Here is a 16,408-nt window from a genome sequence, read left to right as displayed (position 1 = left end):
GAACATCGGTGCGGGACGATCGGGGGATGCGCGTGGTTGTGGCCGGTTCATCCGGATTGATCGGCACGAGTCTCATCGCCTCCCTGCGGCAGGGCGAGCACGAGGTGCGGCGGCTCGTGCGGCGGCGCCCGGAGGCGCCCGACGAGCACGGCTGGGACCCCACCGCCGGTGAGCTCGACGAGGACGCGCTGGCGGGGGCGGACGCGGTGGTGAACCTGTGCGGCGCGGGCCTGGCGGATCGCCGCTGGAGCACCGAGCGCAAGGAGCTGCTGGTGGCCTCCCGGGTGCGGCCCACGGCGCTGCTGGCCGAGGAGGTGGCCCGGCGCGGCGTTCCGGTCCTGGTCAACGGCTCCGCGGTGGGCTACTACGGCGACACCGGGGACCGGACGGTCACGGAGTCCGCGCCGGCGGGCTCCGGTTTCCTCGCGGACCTGTGCCGCCAGTGGGAGGCGGCGACCAGCCCGGCGGTCGACGCGGGCGCCCGGGTGGTGCGCTCGCGCACCGGCCTGGTCCTCGCGCCCTCGGGAGGGTTGCTCGGCTCGCTCAAGCCGCTGTTCTCGCTGATGCTGGGCGGGCGGCTCGGAGACGGCTCGCAGTACATGCCCTGGATCTCGCTGGACGACGCGGTGGGCGCGCTGCGGTTCCTGGTGGAGCAACCGGACATCTCCGGCCCGGTGAACCTGACGGGCCCCGCACCGGTGACGAACGCCGAGTTCACCCGCGAGCTGGCCGCCGCGCTGGGCCGTCCGGCGCCGTGGGCGGTGCCGGAGTTCGCGCTGCGGGCGGCGCTGGGCCAGGCGGCCGACGAGGCGTTGCTGGCGGGCCAGCGCGCGGTTCCCGAGAAGCTCGACGAGCACGGCTACTCCTTCGCGCACCCGGCCCTGCAGGCCGCCCTGAGCGCTGCGCTCGGCTGAGCCCGGGCGCCGTCCGCGCCCGGGGCCCCGGGCGTAGCCTGACCCGGTGAGTCGTGCGGAGAAGTCATGCCGCGCCTCGACCGATCCGGTCGACGTGCGCGAGCTGGGACGAATCGAGTACCTGGACGCCTGGGACCTGCAGCGGGAGCTGGCCACCGCCCGCGCGGACGAGACCGGCCCGGACACCCTGCTGCTGCTGGAGCACCCCTCGGTCTACACCGCGGGCAAGCGCACCCAGCCGGAGGACCGCCCGCAGGACGGCACCCCGGTCATCGACGTGGACCGCGGCGGGAAGATCACCTGGCACGGTCCGGGACAGATCGTGGGGTACCCGATCCTCGGGCTGGCCGACCCGATCGACGTCGTGGACTACGTGCGACGCCTGGAGCAGGCGCTGATCCGGACCTGCGCGCGGTTCGGCCTGGAGACCGGCCGGGTCGAGGGCCGCAGCGGGGTCTGGCTGGCCGCCGGCGAGGGCAAGCCGGAGCGCAAGATCGCCGCGATCGGGATCCGGGTGCAGCGCGGCGTGACCATGCACGGGCTGGAGCTCAACTGCGATCCGGACATGGGGCAGTTCGACCGGATCGTGCCCTGCGGCATCCGGGACGCGGGCGTCACCTCGCTGTCGACGGAGCTCGGCCGGGACGTCCCGGTCGAGGAGGCGCTGCCCTGGGTGCGCCAGGACGTGCTGGACGCGGTGGCGGGCGTGCTGCCGGTGACCGAGTGCGACATCGCGCGGGTGGAACCGGCCGCCGCAGGCGTCACGCTGGCACTGGATCCGACCCTCCGCTGACCACGCTGGCTCCACTCCTCTAGTATTCCGTAATTACGGACTACTAGAGGAGTGATCTCGTGCCGCTGGCCCGCCGAACCCTGCTGACCGGACTCGCCGCCGCCGTCGCCACCACCCCGCTGCTGAGCGCGTGCGGTCCCGCGACCGCGCTGAACGCGGCGCCGGCGCGCGCCGAACCGGACCTGGGCACCGCCGAGGGCTGGCTCACCTGGATCGCCGGGCACCGCGACCAGCTCGCCCTCGTGCTCACCGATTCCGCCGGACTGCGCCTCGCGCACCGCGCGGAGACCGCGCAGCCGCTGGCCTCCGCGGTGAAGGCCGCGCACCTCGCCGCCTACGCGACCGCCGTCGCCGAGGGACGGCTCGACCCGGCCGAGCAGGTCCGGGTCGGCGACTGGGAGCGCTACTACGTCCCCGTCGACGGCGGCGCGCACCTGGCGACGCTGCAGGAGCTCGGCATCCCCACCGACGCCACCGGCCTCTACGCCGCCGATCCGGAACACCGCGTCACCCTGGAGCAGCTGGCGACCGCGATGATCGCGCACAGCGACAGCGCCGTACCCGACCTGCTGCGCGATCGCCTCGGTGTCGAGGCCGTGCGCGAAGCGGCGCGGGCCGGGGGCTGGGACGGCGCCGACGTGCGCTCGCTGTGCGCGGAGTACCTGTTCCTGCTGCTGCCGGAGGAGGCGCCCACCCCCGACGCCCCGCTCGACCGGCGCGTCGAGCTCGGCTTCGCGCTGGAGCGCCGCCACCGCGACGAGCAGGCCTTCCGCGACCAGGTGCGCACCAGGCTGCTGACCCAGCCGCTGCCGACCTACGCCGCGCAGCTGGCCTGGTCCGCGGACACCGCCGCGAGCAGCCCCGAGCAGCTGGCCGCCCTGCACCGCTCCCTGAGCGAGGGCACTTACCCCTCACCGCGCGCCGCCGAGATCGCGCGCGGCGTCCTGGAGCACCGGGCCGCCGGGAACCTCCCCGAAGGCCTGCTCGGACTCGGCTACAAGGGCGGCAGCCTGCCCGGGGTGCTCACCGCCGGTGTCTCCGCGCGCCTCGCCGACGGACGGATCGCGGCCGGTTCGCTGCTGGCGCACGGGGAGATCTCCGCCGACCAGCTCGGCACCGGCGATCCGAGCCTGCCGCTGCTCAAGGCGATCCTGGAGCCCGCTTGGCGGGACCAGCTGCGGGCCGCGCTGCGCGAGTAGGGCAAGCTCGCACGGTGAGCTCCCACGACGTGCACGCGCGGCTGGAAGAACTGGAACGCCGGGTCGCCGCGCTGGAAGGACGCCCCACCGCCGACCGGGAACCGAGCGGCGGCGTGGTCGAGTACGCGGGCACCCTGAACGAACCGGTCCAGCTGGAGTGGAACATCCGCGCGGACCCCGCGCAGGTGCTGGACCTGCCGGACACCCCGCGCACCGAGGTGCTCGCCGCACTCGGGCACCCGCTGCGGGCGGCGGTGGTGCGCAGGCTGGCCGAGGTGGGCCGGGCCAGCGCGGCGGAACTGCAGGAGGCCGCCGAGATCGGCTCCACCGGGCAGCTCTACCACCACCTCAAGAGCCTCACCGGCTGCGGCCTGGTCGAGCAGGACAAGCGCGGGTCCTACCGGTTGCGCCCGGCGGCGACCGTGCCCGCGCTCGTCCTGCTCACCGCGGCCTCCGACATCGCCGGCCAGCTGCGGCGCTGAGCGCGCCCGGGCTTGGCTCAGGCCAGCTGCGGGGCGACCTCGGAGGCGACCAGTTCGAGGTGGTCGAGATCGGAGAGGTCGAGCAGCTGCAGGTAGAGCCGGGTGATGCCGGTGCGCTCCCGCCAGGTGCCGATCTTGTCCACGAGCTCCGCCGGGGTACCGGCGAGACCGTTCTCGCGCAGCTCGTCGACCTCGCGGCCGATCGCCCCGGCCCGGCGGGCGAGCTCCGCCTCGTCCCGGCCGGCGCACAGCACCAGGGCCGCCGACCGCACGATCTCCCCGGAGTCCCGGCCGATCGCCGAGCAGGCCGCCGCGACCCGCTCGTACTGCGCGGCCGCGGTGTCGAGGTCGACGAACGGCATGTTGAACTCGTCGGCGAAGCGCGCCGCGAGCTCCGGCGTGCGCTTCTTGCCCGCACCACCGATGAGCACCGGCGGACGCGGGCGCTGCGCGGGCTTCGGCAGCGCCGGGGAGTCGGTGAGCTGGTAGTGCTCGCCCTGGAAGTCGAAGGTCTCCCCCGCCGGGGTGGCCCACAACCCGGTGATGATCTCCAGCTGCTCCGCGTAGCGGTCGAACCGCTCCTTCAGCGCCGGGAACGGCAGGCCGTAGGCGGTGTGCTCCTGCTCGTACCACCCGCTGCCGAGGCCGAACTCCAGCCGACCGCCGGACATCTGGTCGACCTGCGCGGCCGCGATGGCCAGCGGCCCGGGGTAGCGGAAGGTTCCCGCCGTCATCAGCGTGCCCAGCCGCACCCGCGAGGTCTCCCGCGCCAGTCCGGCGAGGGTCACCCAGGCGTCGGTCGGTCCGGGCTCGCCGGACACCGACCCCATCTTCAGGTAGTGGTCGGAGCGGAAGAAGGCGTCGTAGCCCGCGGCCTCGGTGGCCAGCGCCACCCGGAGCAGGTCGTCGTAGCTGGCCCCTTGCTGGGGCTCGGTGAAGATGCGGAGTTTGAATGGCTCGGTCACGGGACCGAGGCTAATCGGCGCCCGCCGGGGACGCTCGCACCGCTCGCAGGCCCTGCATCACGGCGTCGATGACCTGCCCGACCTCCGCGCTGGTCTTCTTCTGCTCGGCGGAGCCCGCGATGGTCGTGGCGCCCGCGGACAGCGCGCCGTACACGACCCGAGACAGGGCCTCGGTCGGCAGCGGGATGAACTCACCCGCCTCGACCAGCGCCGCGACCGCCTGCCGGATCACGCCGAAGGTGAAGCGCTCCTCGGCCTCCCGCCAGCGCTCCCAGCCCATCACCGCCGGCGCCTCGTGCACCACGATCCGCTGGTAGGAGGGCTCCAGGCAGACCTGGAGGAACTCGCCGAGCCCCGCGCGCACGGTCTCCCAGACGCCGCCCGCGCCGCGCAGCGCGGCGGACAGCCGCCGCACCACCTGCGACTCGACCTCCTCGAAGGCCGCCTCGAACAGCGCCTGCTTGCCGTTGAAGTGGTGGTAGAGCGCGCCCTTCGTGACCCGGGCCCGCTTGGCGATCTCGTCGAGCGAGGTCCCCGCGTACCCCTTCTTCGTGAACAGGGCGACCGCCGAGGTCACCAGGGCCTGCCTGGTGCGCTCGGTGTGCTCCACCCGCCGGGGCCGCGCTGTAGCCATACTCACAACCATAGGACATACCTGCGGTATGCCCGCGTTGGTACCGTCGGGGATACATACTCCCGGTATGCCGCAGACCTCTGGTACGCAACCGTCCAGCCTGGAGGAATCATGACCTGGAACGACTTCCACCGGCGGCAGCACGCCATCCGGGCCGTCCTCGACCACGCCGCCGCCGATCCCGCCGCCCCGCTGCGCCCCGAGCTGGTGCCCGCCGCGGCCGAGGTCTTCGCCGACCGCGCCGAGCTGCTGCGCGCGCTCCAGCACAAGTGGAACCGCGGTCTCCTCGGTCGCATCGACGTCGCCGCGGAGGACGCCGACGCCGATCCGCGCGGCGACCGCGTCGAGGCGGTCGGCGCCGCCTGGCGGCGGGCCGTCGAGGCCAATCCGGTGCTGCGCCAGGTCCTCGACGCCCACGCCGCGGACCCCGCCATCGCCGGGCTGGTGCGCCGGGAACGCGGCGTGGTCGCCGTCTCCGCCGGGCTCGCCGAGGCCGACGAACCGGCAGCCGAGCTCGACCGCATCGGCAGCGCCTTCCTGCGGCTGCTCGACACCGCGCCGCCGACCGAGACCCGGCGCCGCCGCAACCCGCTGCACCAGCTGCGCAGGCTCATGCCCAGCTTCTGACGCACGGCCCGACGACCGGCTCCGAGCGGTCGCGGGCATCGCACCGGCCGGGACGGGTCACCCACCCGGCCTTCCCCGCGGCCGCCATCACGGGTAAGGGTGTGCGCATGGCGAACTGGAAGACCTCCGACGTACCCGACCAGCACGGCCGCACCGTGCTCATCACCGGCGCGAACTCCGGGCTCGGCCTGCGCAGCGCGCACGTGCTCGCCGCCCGCGGCGCCCGGGTGCTGATGGCCTGCCGCAACCCCGAGCGCGGCCGCGCGGCGCAGCGCCAGGTCGCCGCCGATGCCGCCGTCGAACCGGAGCTCGTCGAACTCGACCTCGCCGATCTGAGCTCGGTGCGCGCGGGCGCCGCGCTGGTCCGCGAGCGCACCGGGGACCGGCTGGACGTGCTGATGAACAACGCCGGCGTGATGGCCCCACCGCGCGGCACCACCGCGGACGGCTTCGAGCTGCAGATCGGCACCAACCACCTCGGGCACGCGGCGCTGACCTGGCTGCTGATGCCCGCGCTGCGCACCCGGCCCGGCGCCCGGGTCGTGACGCTGTCGAGCATCGGGCACCGAGGCGGTTCGCTGGACCTCGCCGACCTGAGCTTCCACCGCCGCCGCTACTCCCCCTCCCGCGCCTACGCGCAGTCGAAGCTGGCGAACCTGCTGTTCAGCTTCGAGCTCGACCGCCGCGCCCGCCGCGCGGGCCTGGACCTGCGCAGCATCGCCGCGCACCCCGGGATGAGCGCCACCGAGCTGCCGATGAACTCGCTGCACGCCCGCTCCCTCCCCGAGCCCGTCACCCGGGCCGCCCGATTCCTCAACGGCCTGATCACGCAGTCCCCCGAGCGGGGCGCGCTGCCGCAGCTGTACGCCGCCACCTCGCCCGAGGCCACCAGCGGCAGCTACTACGGTCCGGGCGGTTTCGCGGAGATCAGCGGGTACCCCGCCCGCGCGAAGGCCTCCGCCGCGGCCGGGAACGCCGAGACCGCGGCGCGGCTGTGGGAGCTGACCGCCGAACTCACCGGAGTGCCCGCCGACCCGGCGTGAACACCGGATGTGGCGCACGGATCACCGCTTCACCCCCGTCGCGGTGTCGGCCCGGCGCGGTCGGGGGCGTAGCCTGAACGCGTGACTGCGGCGCCAGAGGGGCGGAAGTTGTTGCGTCTGGAAGTGCGCAACAGCCAGACGCCCATCGAGAAGAAGCCATCGTGGATCAAGACCCGGGCTCGGATGGGACCCGAGTACCAGGAGCTCAAGGGTCTGGTCCGCCGGGAGGGACTGCACACCGTCTGCGAGGAGGCGGGCTGTCCCAACATCTTCGAATGCTGGGAGGACCGGGAAGCCACCTTCCTCATCGGCGGTGACCAGTGCACCCGCCGCTGCGACTTCTGCCAGATCGACACCGGCAAGCCCGCCGCGCTCGACACCAGCGAGCCGCGCAAGGTCGCCGAGTCGGTGCAGGCGATGGGCCTGCGCTACTCCACCGTCACGGGCGTCGCGCGCGACGACCTGCCCGACGGCGGGGCGTGGCTGTACGCGGAGACGGTGCGCCAGATCCACGACCTCAACCCGGGGACCGGCGTCGAGCTGCTCATCCCCGACTTCAACGCCGAGCCCGACCAGCTCGCCGAGGTCTTCGGTTCCCGGCCCGAGGTGCTCGCGCACAACCTGGAGACCGTGCCGAGCGTGTTCAAGCGGATGCGCCCGGCGTTCCGCTACGACCGCTCGCTCCAGGTCCTCACCGAAGCGCGCGCGGCCGGTCTCGTGACCAAGTCCAACCTCATCCTCGGCATGGGCGAGACCCCCGAAGAGGTGCGTCCGGCGCTGCAGGACCTGCACGACGCGGGTTGCGACATCATCACGATCACGCAGTACCTGCGCCCCAGCCCGCGCCACCACCCGGTCGACCGCTGGGTGCGCCCGGAGGAGTTCGTCGAGCACACGCGGGTCGCCGAGGAGATCGGCTTCCCCGGAGTGATGGCCGGACCGCTGGTGCGCTCCAGCTACCGCGCGGGCCGCCTCTACGCCAAGGCGACCCAGCACCGGGGCATGCCCCTGCCGGAGAACCTCGCGCACCTCGCGCAGGCGCAGCCCGCCGCTCAGGAGGCCAGCAGCCTGCTGTCCCGCTGATCAGCTCGCTGAGCAGCGCTTTCACCGCCCGTCGCGCCCTCGGCGCGGCGGGCGGCGCTGCTTCCCGGGAGCACGAGCACGGCCCCGGGGACCGGCGCGGAACGCCGCCGTATCCTGAGGGCATGGCCAACCAGGACAAGGCAGCCAAGAAGGCGGCGAAGAGAGAACGGCGCGCGGCCACCCGCGGCCGGGTCAAGCAGATCTTCCAGGCGTTCCAGATGCAGCGCCGCGAGGACAAGCTGCTGCTGCCGTTGATGATCGGCTCCGTCCTGGTGGTGTCGATCGCGGCGTTCCTCATCGGCATGATCTGGAACATGCACTGGGCGTTCCTGCCCGTCGGGATCGCCCTCGGCGTGCTCGGCGCCGTGATCGTGTTCGGCCGCCGGGTGCAGGCCACCGTGTACCGCAAGGCCGACGGCCAGCCCGGTGCCGCGGGCTGGGCGCTGGAGAACCTGCGCGGCAACTGGCGGCTCTCGCAGGCCGTGGCCGGGACCGCGCAGCTCGACGCGGTGCACCGGGTGATCGGCCGCCCCGGGATCGTGCTCGTCGGCGAGGGCTCCCCGCACCGGGTGAAGTCGCTGATGAACCAGGAGAAGAAGCGCGTCGCCCGACTCGTCGGCGAGACCCCGATCTACGAGGTCCTCATCGGCGGCGAGGAGGGCCAGGTGCCGCTGAGCAAGCTGCAGACGCACCTGATGAAGCTTCCGCGCAACATCAACGCCGGTCAGGTCGACTCCCTGGAGAACCGCCTGTCCGCCCTGGCCAGCCGCGGCAACGCGATGCCGAAGGGGCCGATGCCGCAGGGCGCCAAGATGCGCAACGTCCAGCGGGCCATGCGCCGCCGCTGAGCCGGCACCCGCGCCGGCTCAGCGGGATGCCCGCCGAGCCGGCACCACCTCGGGCCCCCGGTCGGCCGAACTCCCCGCGAGGACGGCTGCGCGGACCGTGGGCCGCGACGCGTCGGCCGCCGGAACTGCTCCGGCGGCGAGGAGCCGCGGCTCCGCCACGCCACCCCGGAGCAGGCCCGCGCCATCAGCGGCGGACGACGACCGTGCCCGTGAGGCGGTCGAGCCAGGAGCGACCGTCGCCGTTGCGGATCACCGCGGGGACCAGGAGCCCGGTCAGCGCGCAGCGCACCACGGCCCGCCACACCCCGACCGCACCGGCCCCGTCCGCCCGCGCCACCCAGATGCCGGTGAGCAGCATCCCGGGCGTGAACCCGAAGAACGCCACCGGTACGACGGTGATCAAGAACCAGGACAGCAGGCTCCAGTTCCCCGGCAGCTCCGGCGCCGTGAACAGGGCGGCCACCAGCGCGGCCAGCACGATGTCCACCAGGAACCCGAGCAGCCGCCGCCCGCCGGTGGCGACCGAGCCCTGACCGCTCTCCGGCAGGCCCAGCCGCTCGCCGCGCCACCGCTGGTCGGTGCCGCGACCGAACAGGCCGCCGAGTCCCTGCGGCTCCCCGCTACCCTGAGGCGAGCCCTCGCCGGAGCTGCTCTGATCGCTCATCTCGGACCGCGAATCCGTCGTCTCACCCACGTCACCCAGGGTACGACCGCGCGACGGGACGAAACCGACCGGCGGCCCGGGGCGCGGCTGATCCGCCCTGCGTAACCGACCTCACCCGTTCAGGTGGTCGTTAACGTCGGCGAAACATCGAGGTGATGGCCGGGCAACACCCGTGACATAACGTGGCTGGCGAGCCGGTGAGCTCGGAGCACGCGACCCCGGTGAGCAGTCAATCAGTGCGCGAAGGAGCCATCGAGGGTGTTCAAGAATCCAGACGAGGTCTTGCGCTTCATCTCCGACGAGGACGTGAAGTTCATCGATGTCCGGTTCTGCGACCTGCCGGGCGTCATGCAGCACTTCACGGTGCCCGCCACGGCGTTCGACCAGGACACCTTCACCGAAGGACTCGCCTTCGACGGCTCCTCGGTCCGCGGGTTCCAGTCGATCCACGAGTCGGACATGCTGCTGCTGCCCGACCCGTACACCGCGCGCATCGACCCCTATCGCGCCGAGAAGACGCTGATCCTCAACTTCTTCGTGCACGACCCGTTCACGCTGGAGCCCTACAGCCGCGACCCGCGCAACATCGCGCGCAAGGCCGAGCAGTACCTGGCCGAGTCCGGCATCGCCGACACCGTGTTCTTCGGTGCCGAGGCCGAGTTCTACGTCTTCGACTCGGTGCGCTTCGGCGAGGCGGCGAACAAGAGCTTCGCGGAGGTCGACTCCGTCGAGGGCTGGTGGAACACCGGTCGCGAGGAAGAGGGCGGCAACCTCGGCTACAAGACCCGCATGAAGGGCGGCTACTTCCCGGTCTCGCCCTACGACCACTTCGCCGACCTGCGCGACAAGATGGTCACCGAGCTGAGCAATTCCGGCTTCACCATCGAGCGGGCCCACCACGAGGTCGGCACCGCGGGCCAGGCCGAGATCAACTACAAGTTCAACACGATGCTGCACGCGGCGGACGACCTGCAGCTGTTCAAGTACATCGTGAAGAACACCGCCTGGCAGGACGGCCGCACCGCGACCTTCATGCCCAAGCCGCTGTTCGGTGACAACGGCTCCGGCATGCACAGCCACATGTCGCTGTGGAAGGACGGCTCGCCGCTGTTCTACGACGAGTCCGGCTACGGCGGTCTCTCGGACATGGCGCGGTACTACATCGGCGGCATCCTGCACCACGCGCCGAGCCTGCTGGCCTTCACCAACCCGACGATCAACTCGTACCACCGGCTGGTGCCGGGCTACGAGGCGCCGGTGAACCTGGTGTACTCGCAGCGCAACCGCTCCGCCTGCATGCGCATCCCGATCACCGGCAGCAACCCGAAGGCCAAGCGCGTCGAGTTCCGCTGCCCCGACCCGTCGGGCAACCCGTACCTGGCGTTCGCGGCGATGATGATGGCCGGCCTGGACGGCATCAAGAACAAGATCGAGCCGCCGGAGCCGATCGACAAGGACCTCTACGAGCTGCCGCCCGAGGAGGCCAAGAACGTCCCGCAGGTGCCGGACAGCCTCGAGAAGGTCATCGACCGGCTGGAGGAGGACCACGACTACCTGCTCGAGGGCGGCGTGTTCACCTCGGACCTGATCGAGACCTGGATCCAGCTCAAGCGCGAGAACGAGATCGACCCGGTCCGGCTGCGGCCGCACCCGCACGAGTTCGCCCTGTACTTCGACGTGTGATCCAACGGGACCCGCGCGCTGAGCGGGCCGGCTGGGAGCTGCTCCCGGCCGGCCCGCTTCGTCGTCCGCGCCCTCAGGTGCCGTTCCACGGCGCCATCGGAGTGCCGGTGGCACCCGGGCGGAACCGGAACAGCGCGCCGGCGTACGGATCTCCGACCAGCGCCCGCTCGTCGTAGCCGGAGCAGGCCGAGGTCACGTACATCTCGTCGAGTCGGCGCCCGCCGAACATCAGACCCGTGACGCGCCGCGTCGGCGCCCACAGCACCGTCTCCAGATCCCCCGCCGGGCTGTAGCGGTGGATGCGCCCGCTGCCGCGCATCGCCACCCACACGCCGCCCTCGTTGTCCATGGCCAGGCCGTCCGGGTGCCCCTCGGACTCCGCGCACGCGACCCAGCGCCTCCCCCGGGCCGCGCGTCCGCGCTCGGCGTCGTAGTCGAACGCCCAGATCACCCGGGGCACGGAGTCGATCACGTAGAGGGTGCCGCCGTCGGGGCTCCAGCCGAGGCCGCCCGCGAGCGTCAGCCCGTCCACCAGCACCCGGGCGCGGGTGCCGTCGAGCACGTAGAGCGCGCTGCGCTTGGCCTCCCGGCTGTGCGTCAGGGTGCCCGCCACGAACCTGCCCGCCGGATCGCACGCACCGCCGCTCATCCGGTCCCCGGCCTGCACCGAGGTGATGGGTTCCAGGGCGGACCGTCCCGGGAACAGCCGGGCGAAGCCGCGATCCGCCGCGGCGATGAGTTGTCCGTTGCGGGTCGCCCCCAGCGCCGTGACCACACCGGGCAGGACGTGAACCTCGTCCTCCCCGGAATCCCGGTGGAAGCTGTGCAGTTCCCTGCGCAGCAGGTCCACCCAGTACAGGCAATTCAACGTCGACATCCACAACGGCCCGGCACCGCACAGCGCCTGCCGATCGACGAGTAATTCAAAGTCCTCGGACACCATGCTCTCCTATTCGGACCCGTCCGGACGCCGGTCGTGCGCGCACCGTTCGCGGTGCGAGAAGGTTACCGTCACGATAGCGCCGGGAAGACCTCCGAATGGGCTGTTCCACCGACATTCGGAGCGTCCCACCGAGGCTCTTGAAGCGTCCGAAATGGACTTTCGCGGGAACGGTCGCGCGGACTCCGATTAGGTTTCACCAGCGCAGCGGATCTTCTTCTCCGCAGGCAGGAGCGACTGCGACACGAAACACCACCACCCACACGTGCACATTCTCACAGCCCCGGACCCGCATCCGGGGGACAATTTCACGAGCCGGTGCATTTGCACGTGCAGAAACGCGGTCCCGTCCGGTTTTCCGGCCCGGCACCTCAGCCGGCGGCAACCCGCACTCGGTCGCTTCTCAGAATAATCGGGAAATACGCGAGATCTCGACAAAATCGATACCGCGCAGCTCCGGAAAAGTTGGCCAGCTCCCCCGTTCGGCCGCTCCCGCCGCGCCCGGCGGCCGCGCGGGACGCCACCGATCAGCGCAGGGGCACCCGGCCCGCGCGGCCGCTCCGGTTCGGCCGCGCTCAGTCCTCGTAGAACACCCGCTCCACGACGGCCCGAGCCCGCCGCGTCACCCGCAGGTAGTCGTCCAGCACCTCACCGGTGTCGACCTCCGCCGGGTAGCCCAGCGCCGCGGCCACGGCGGTGAGCTCCCGGACCTGCTTGGGCAGCTGGTCGCCGGACTTCCCGCGCACCAGCATCACCGCGTTGCGGGCGCGCATCGCCAGCGTCCACGCCTCGCCGAGCTCCGCCGCGTCCTGCTCGTCGAGCACTCCGACCCGCACGGCCTCCTCCAGCCCGCGCAGGGTGGAGGTGACGCGCAGCGCGGCGTGCTCAGAGCCGTGCCGCAGCTGCAGCAGTTGCAGGGTCCACTCCACGTCGGCGAGCCCACCGCGCCCCAGCTTCGTGTGCGTGGCCGGGTCCGCGCCGCGCGGCAACCGCTCCGAATCGACCCGGGCCTTGATCCGCCGGATCTCCCGGACCCGGGCGTCGTCCAGCCCACCCTCCGGATACCGGATGGGATCGATGGCCGAGCAGAACCGTGCGCCCAGCTCCGCGTCACCCGCCACCGGGTGCGCCCTAAGCAGGGCCTGCGCCTCCCAGGCCTCGCCCCACCGGCGGTAGTAGCTCAGGTACGAGTCCACCGTCCGCACCAACGGCCCGCTGCGCCCCTCCGGCCGCAGGTCGATGTCGACCTCCAGCGGCGGGTCCTGGCTGGGCGCGCCCAGCAGCCTGCGCACCTGCTCGACCACCGAGGTCGCGAACCGGACCGCGGTCGTTTCCGGCACCTCCGGCAGCGCCTCGCACACGAACATCACGTCCGCATCGGACCCGTAACCGAGCTCCGCCCCGCCCAGGCGCCCCATGCCGATCACGGCGATCCGCGCGGGCACCGTCTGCCACTCCGGCCGCCCCGCCACGTCCCGGAGCGAGGTGTCCAGCGCGGCTTCCAGCACCGCGGCCCAGACGCTCGACAGCGCGCGGAACACCTCGGCCGGCGGCAGCAGCCCCAGCAGATCGGCGCAGGCGATGCGCAGCAGCTCGTGCCGCCGCAGCGACCGGGCCGCCGAGACGGCCCGGCTCGGCTCGGCGTGCCGCGCCACGGCGCTCCGCAGCGACGCGGCGACCTCCCTCGGATCCCGCTCGGCCAACGCCGGGGTGTCCGAGAGCAACCGCATCACCTCCGGAGCACGCACCAGCAGCTCCGGAACCAGCTTCGAGGTCCCGAGCAGCTGGGCGAGCCGCTCCGCGACGACGCCTTCGTCGCGCAGCAGCCGCAGGTACCAGGGCGTCTCGGCCAGGGCTTCCGAGACCTTCCGGTAGGCCAGCAGCCCGCCGTCCGGATCCGGGGTGTTCGCGAGCAGGTCGAGCAGCATCGGCAGCAACGCGCCCTGGATGTGCGCCCGGCGGGAGACACCCGAGGTCAGCGCCTCGATGTGCCGCAACGCCCCCTCCGGCGAGCCGTAGCCGAGCGCCGCGAGCCGCTGCACCGCCTCGCTCGTGGTGAGCCGGAGAGCGTTGGTCGGGACCTTCGCGACGGCCTCCAGCAGCGGTCGGTAGAACAACTTCTCGTGCAACCTGCGGACGCGGTTGCTGTGCCTCCGGTACTCGGCGACGAGGACCTCCCCCGCGCTGCGCCGCCCACCGGAGCGCAACCCCGCGGAGCGCGCCAGCACGTGCAGCTCCTCGGCGTCGTCCAGCTCGGGCAGCAGATGCGTGCGCCGCAGCCTGCGAAGCTGCACCCGGTGCTCCAGGGTCCGCAGGAACCGGTAGGACTCCACGAGATCGGCGGCGTCGGCGCGGGCCACGTAGCCCGTCTCGCCCAACGCCCGCAGCGCGTCCACCGTCACCGGGCTGCGCAGCCCCTCGTCGCTGCGCCCGTGCACCATCTGGAGCAGCTGCACCGCGAACTCGACGTCGCGCAACCCGCCGGGCCCCAGCTTCAGCTCCCTATCGGAGACCTCGGCGGGCACGTGGTCCTCCACCCGGCGGCGCATCGAGCGCACGTCGGCGACGAAGTCCTCGCGCTCGGAGGCGGTCCACACCTGCGGCGAGACCTCATCCACGTAGCGCTGGCCGAGCTCGAGGTTCCCGGCGACGGGGCTCGCCTTCAGCAGCGCCTGGAACTCCCAGGTCCGCGCCCACCGGCGGTAGTAGCTGCGGTACCCGTCGAGGGTGCGCACCAGCGCCCCCGCCTTGCCCTCGGGCCGCAGCGCCGCGTCCACCTCGAAGAACGCGGCGCCGGCGATCCGCATCATCATGCTCGCGAGCTTCGTCGTCCCGGGGAGCGCGTCCTCGGAGTCCGCCACGAACACCACGTCGACATCGCTGACGTAGTTCAGCTCCTGGCCGCCGGTCTTGCCCATCGCGATGATCGCGAGCCGGTCCGCGCTGCGCTCGCCCTCCCGGCCGGAGAGCTCGGCCTCCGCCACCACCAGGGCCGCGCGCAAGGCGGCGACGGCCAGCGCGGACAGCCGCGCGGCGATCTCCTCGAAGGACACCGCGGGCAGGTCCCGCTGCACCACCGGTGCCAGGTCCGCGGCCGCGACCTCCAGCAGCAGTCCGCGGTAGGCGCCGCGCAGCGCGCTCACCGCCTCGGTCCCGGTGAGCGCGTCGTCCTCGCCCCCGACCGGGGCCAGCAGCCGCTCGGTCAACGCGGCCACGTCCGGCCAGCCCTCCGGTCTCGGCCGAAGCCGGCGCCAGTCCTCCGGGTGCGCCACCAGGTGATCGGCGAAGGCGCTCGACGTCCCGAGCACCCCGAACAGGCCGCCGCGAACGGTGTCCTCCGCGACCAGCGCCTCGCTCAGCGGCTCCCACTCAGCGCCTGCCGCCTCGCGCAGCCTGTCGATCGACAGCAGCGCCAGGTCGGGGTCAGGGGCCCGCGACAACGCCGAGATCGCCGCTTCCTCGGTCGGACCCGAGTCCGACCACCAGCCTGCCGCCCGCAACTGCTCTTCCGCCCGGACGGCGTCGCTGAAGCCGTACCGCGCAGGGGACGGAGCCGAACCCGAACGCGACGAGTTGCCGTTGCCCATACCCCGCACCGTAGTCCGAGGGCCTCAGCCCTCCACAGGCAACACCGGCACGCTCACGCCATCGGCAGCGCCCTGGTCCCCCGGCGCTGCTCCGGCGGGATCGCGGCCAATCGGACGAAACGCTCCGCCACGGGCTGCCAGGTCTCCGCCAGCTCGGTATGAAACCGCTCCAGGTGCTCTGGCTCCAGCTGCCCCGGTCGCGCCGCACGCACGGTCTCGGGAGCCGCGGTGCGCACCCAGTCCTGGACGATGTCCGGGGTCGTCTCGATGTGGCCCTGCAGGCCGTAAGCGCAGGTGCCGACTCGGAAGATCTGGTTCTCGCAGGCCGGCGACGAGGCGAGCAACCGCGCGCTCGGCGGGAGCCGCACGACTTCGTCGTGGTGGAACTGCAGCACGTCCGGGGTGAGCGGCAGCGGGCCCAGCAGGGGGTCCTCGGTGGCCACGTCCCGCTTCGCCACCAGCAGGGTCCCCACCTCGGGCCCCTTCTTGATCGGCGCGACCCGGCCCCCGGTCGCCGCGGCAAGCAGCTGCGCGCCCAGGCAGATCCCCAGCGTCGGCAGCTGCCTGCTCACGGCCGCGCTGAGCAGCGCGCGCACGGCCGCCAGCCACGGGTGCTCCGCGTCGTCGAGCGCCCCCATCCGGCCGCCCATGACCACCAGGGCCGAACACTCCTCCAGCGCCGACGGCGCCGGGATCTCCGGGGGTCGGACCACGTCCAGGTCCGCACCCGCCTCGCTCAACCACTCGCCCAGCCGGGCGACCGGGGCCGAGCCCCACGGCTCCACGACCAGCATCCGCACGCGCTCCATCCCCGCAGACTACGAGATGGGGTTCGGCAGGCGCGTGGGGTCTGATCCAGGCCCCGGGGGTGTGGTCAACGGACACGGGTTGGCCCCGGGGGGTGTGGTCAACGGGGCCCGGTGGCCCGGGGCTGACCCAAGAGGGG

The 16,408-nt window shown here is 72.8% G+C and carries 15 protein-coding genes; 9 read left to right on the top strand and 6 right to left on the bottom strand.

The window, feature by feature from the left end:
- The first annotated feature begins 26 nt into the window (after window positions 1–26).
- The 4 genes from ACL03H_RS07985 to ACL03H_RS07970 are packed head-to-tail and all read left to right on the top strand — an operon-like array spanning window position 27 to window position 3,388.
- Window positions 27–914 carry a TIGR01777 family oxidoreductase gene (locus tag ACL03H_RS07985; protein WP_412810470.1) on the top strand — a complete coding sequence of 296 codons (888 nt, stop codon included), beginning with the start codon at window positions 27–29 and terminating at the stop codon, window positions 912–914.
- A gap of 46 nt (window positions 915–960) precedes the next feature.
- Window positions 961–1,707: a lipoyl(octanoyl) transferase LipB gene (gene lipB, locus ACL03H_RS07980; protein ID WP_412810469.1), complete on the top strand. Its 747-nt coding sequence runs from the start codon at window positions 961–963 to the stop codon at window positions 1,705–1,707.
- A 59-nt stretch (window positions 1,708–1,766) separates the two neighbouring features.
- Complete coding sequence (locus tag ACL03H_RS07975; RefSeq protein WP_412810468.1) at window positions 1,767–2,906, top strand: serine hydrolase; 1,140 nt, start codon at window positions 1,767–1,769, stop codon at window positions 2,904–2,906.
- Window positions 2,907–2,920: 14 nt separating this feature from the next.
- On the top strand, window positions 2,921–3,388 hold the full coding sequence (locus ACL03H_RS07970) for an ArsR/SmtB family transcription factor (protein WP_412810467.1): 468 nt from the start codon (window positions 2,921–2,923) through the stop codon (window positions 3,386–3,388).
- A gap of 17 nt (window positions 3,389–3,405) precedes the next feature.
- Here ACL03H_RS07970 and ACL03H_RS07965 read toward each other — a convergent pair whose 3' ends face one another.
- Together ACL03H_RS07965 and ACL03H_RS07960 are read right to left on the bottom strand one after the other, a co-directional pair.
- Window positions 3,406–4,353 carry an LLM class F420-dependent oxidoreductase gene (locus ACL03H_RS07965; protein WP_412810466.1) on the bottom strand — a complete coding sequence of 316 codons (948 nt, stop codon included), beginning with the start codon at window positions 4,351–4,353 and terminating at the stop codon, window positions 3,406–3,408.
- A gap of 10 nt (window positions 4,354–4,363) precedes the next feature.
- Window positions 4,364–4,987 (bottom strand): TetR/AcrR family transcriptional regulator, encoded by a 624-nt coding sequence (locus tag ACL03H_RS07960; protein ID WP_412810465.1) that lies wholly within the window; start codon window positions 4,985–4,987, stop codon window positions 4,364–4,366.
- Window positions 4,988–5,098: 111 nt separating this feature from the next.
- On the opposite strand from ACL03H_RS07960, the gene ACL03H_RS07955 reads away from it, so the two are divergent.
- The 4 genes from ACL03H_RS07955 (at window position 5,099) to ACL03H_RS07940 (ending at window position 8,588) form a co-directional block, all read left to right on the top strand.
- Window positions 5,099–5,614: a hypothetical protein gene (locus ACL03H_RS07955; RefSeq protein ID WP_412810464.1), complete on the top strand. Its 516-nt coding sequence runs from the start codon at window positions 5,099–5,101 to the stop codon at window positions 5,612–5,614.
- A gap of 107 nt (window positions 5,615–5,721) precedes the next feature.
- Window positions 5,722–6,657: an oxidoreductase gene (locus tag ACL03H_RS07950; protein WP_412810463.1), complete on the top strand. Its 936-nt coding sequence runs from the start codon at window positions 5,722–5,724 to the stop codon at window positions 6,655–6,657.
- A gap of 81 nt (window positions 6,658–6,738) precedes the next feature.
- Window positions 6,739–7,740 carry a lipoyl synthase gene (gene lipA / locus ACL03H_RS07945; RefSeq protein WP_412810462.1) on the top strand — a complete coding sequence of 334 codons (1,002 nt, stop codon included), beginning with the start codon at window positions 6,739–6,741 and terminating at the stop codon, window positions 7,738–7,740.
- Between the two features lie 122 nt (window positions 7,741–7,862).
- Window positions 7,863–8,588 (top strand): DUF4191 domain-containing protein, encoded by a 726-nt coding sequence (locus ACL03H_RS07940; RefSeq protein ID WP_412810461.1) that lies wholly within the window; start codon window positions 7,863–7,865, stop codon window positions 8,586–8,588.
- Window positions 8,589–8,772: 184 nt separating this feature from the next.
- On the opposite strand, the gene ACL03H_RS07935 is transcribed toward ACL03H_RS07940, so the two are convergent.
- On the bottom strand, window positions 8,773–9,282 hold the full coding sequence (locus ACL03H_RS07935) for an RDD family protein (RefSeq protein ID WP_412810460.1): 510 nt from the start codon (window positions 9,280–9,282) through the stop codon (window positions 8,773–8,775).
- 228 nt (window positions 9,283–9,510) lie between these two features.
- Here ACL03H_RS07935 and glnA point away from each other — a divergent pair, with 228 nt between their 5' ends.
- A complete protein-coding gene (gene glnA, locus ACL03H_RS07930) occupies window positions 9,511–10,935 on the top strand; it encodes a type I glutamate--ammonia ligase (RefSeq protein WP_412810459.1) in 1,425 nt (474 codons plus the stop codon).
- A 73-nt stretch (window positions 10,936–11,008) separates the two neighbouring features.
- On the opposite strand, the gene ACL03H_RS07925 is transcribed toward glnA, so the two are convergent.
- The 3 genes from ACL03H_RS07925 to ACL03H_RS07915 all read right to left on the bottom strand — a co-directional run bounded on the left by ACL03H_RS07925 (window position 11,009) and on the right by ACL03H_RS07915 (window position 16,271).
- Window positions 11,009–11,875 carry an SMP-30/gluconolactonase/LRE family protein gene (locus ACL03H_RS07925; protein ID WP_412810458.1) on the bottom strand — a complete coding sequence of 289 codons (867 nt, stop codon included), beginning with the start codon at window positions 11,873–11,875 and terminating at the stop codon, window positions 11,009–11,011.
- Window positions 11,876–12,450: 575 nt separating this feature from the next.
- Window positions 12,451–15,462 (bottom strand): bifunctional [glutamine synthetase] adenylyltransferase/[glutamine synthetase]-adenylyl-L-tyrosine phosphorylase, encoded by a 3,012-nt coding sequence (locus ACL03H_RS07920; protein WP_412810457.1) that lies wholly within the window; start codon window positions 15,460–15,462, stop codon window positions 12,451–12,453.
- Between the two features lie 53 nt (window positions 15,463–15,515).
- Window positions 15,516–16,271, bottom strand: a complete 756-nt coding sequence (locus tag ACL03H_RS07915) for a type 1 glutamine amidotransferase (RefSeq protein ID WP_412810456.1) — start codon at window positions 16,269–16,271, stop codon at window positions 15,516–15,518.
- Window positions 16,272–16,408: the final 137 nt, after the last annotated feature.

The sequence above is a fragment of the Saccharopolyspora antibiotica genome (genome assembly GCF_047200635.1).
Taxonomy (GTDB): domain Bacteria; phylum Actinomycetota; class Actinomycetes; order Mycobacteriales; family Pseudonocardiaceae; genus Saccharopolyspora_C.
The sequence above is the reverse complement of the archived record's forward strand: the minus strand, read 5'-3'. Positions and strand labels throughout refer to the sequence as shown.

Bases quoted from the DNA above. Each gene is read 5' to 3' on its own strand.
- ACL03H_RS07985 (WP_412810470.1), top strand. From the start codon at position 27: ATGCGCGTGGTTGTGGCCGGTTCATCCGGATTGATCGGCACGAGTCTC.
- ACL03H_RS07960 (WP_412810465.1), bottom strand. From the start codon at position 4,987: ATGGCTACAGCGCGGCCCCGGCGGGTGGAGCACACCGAGCGCACCAGG.
- ACL03H_RS07955 (WP_412810464.1), top strand. From the start codon at position 5,099: ATGACCTGGAACGACTTCCACCGGCGGCAGCACGCCATCCGGGCCGTC.
- ACL03H_RS07950 (WP_412810463.1), top strand. From the start codon at position 5,722: ATGGCGAACTGGAAGACCTCCGACGTACCCGACCAGCACGGCCGCACC.
- ACL03H_RS07940 (WP_412810461.1), top strand. From the start codon at position 7,863: ATGGCCAACCAGGACAAGGCAGCCAAGAAGGCGGCGAAGAGAGAACGG.
- ACL03H_RS07920 (WP_412810457.1), bottom strand. From the start codon at position 15,462: ATGGGCAACGGCAACTCGTCGCGTTCGGGTTCGGCTCCGTCCCCTGCG.
- ACL03H_RS07915 (WP_412810456.1), bottom strand. From the start codon at position 16,271: ATGGAGCGCGTGCGGATGCTGGTCGTGGAGCCGTGGGGCTCGGCCCCG.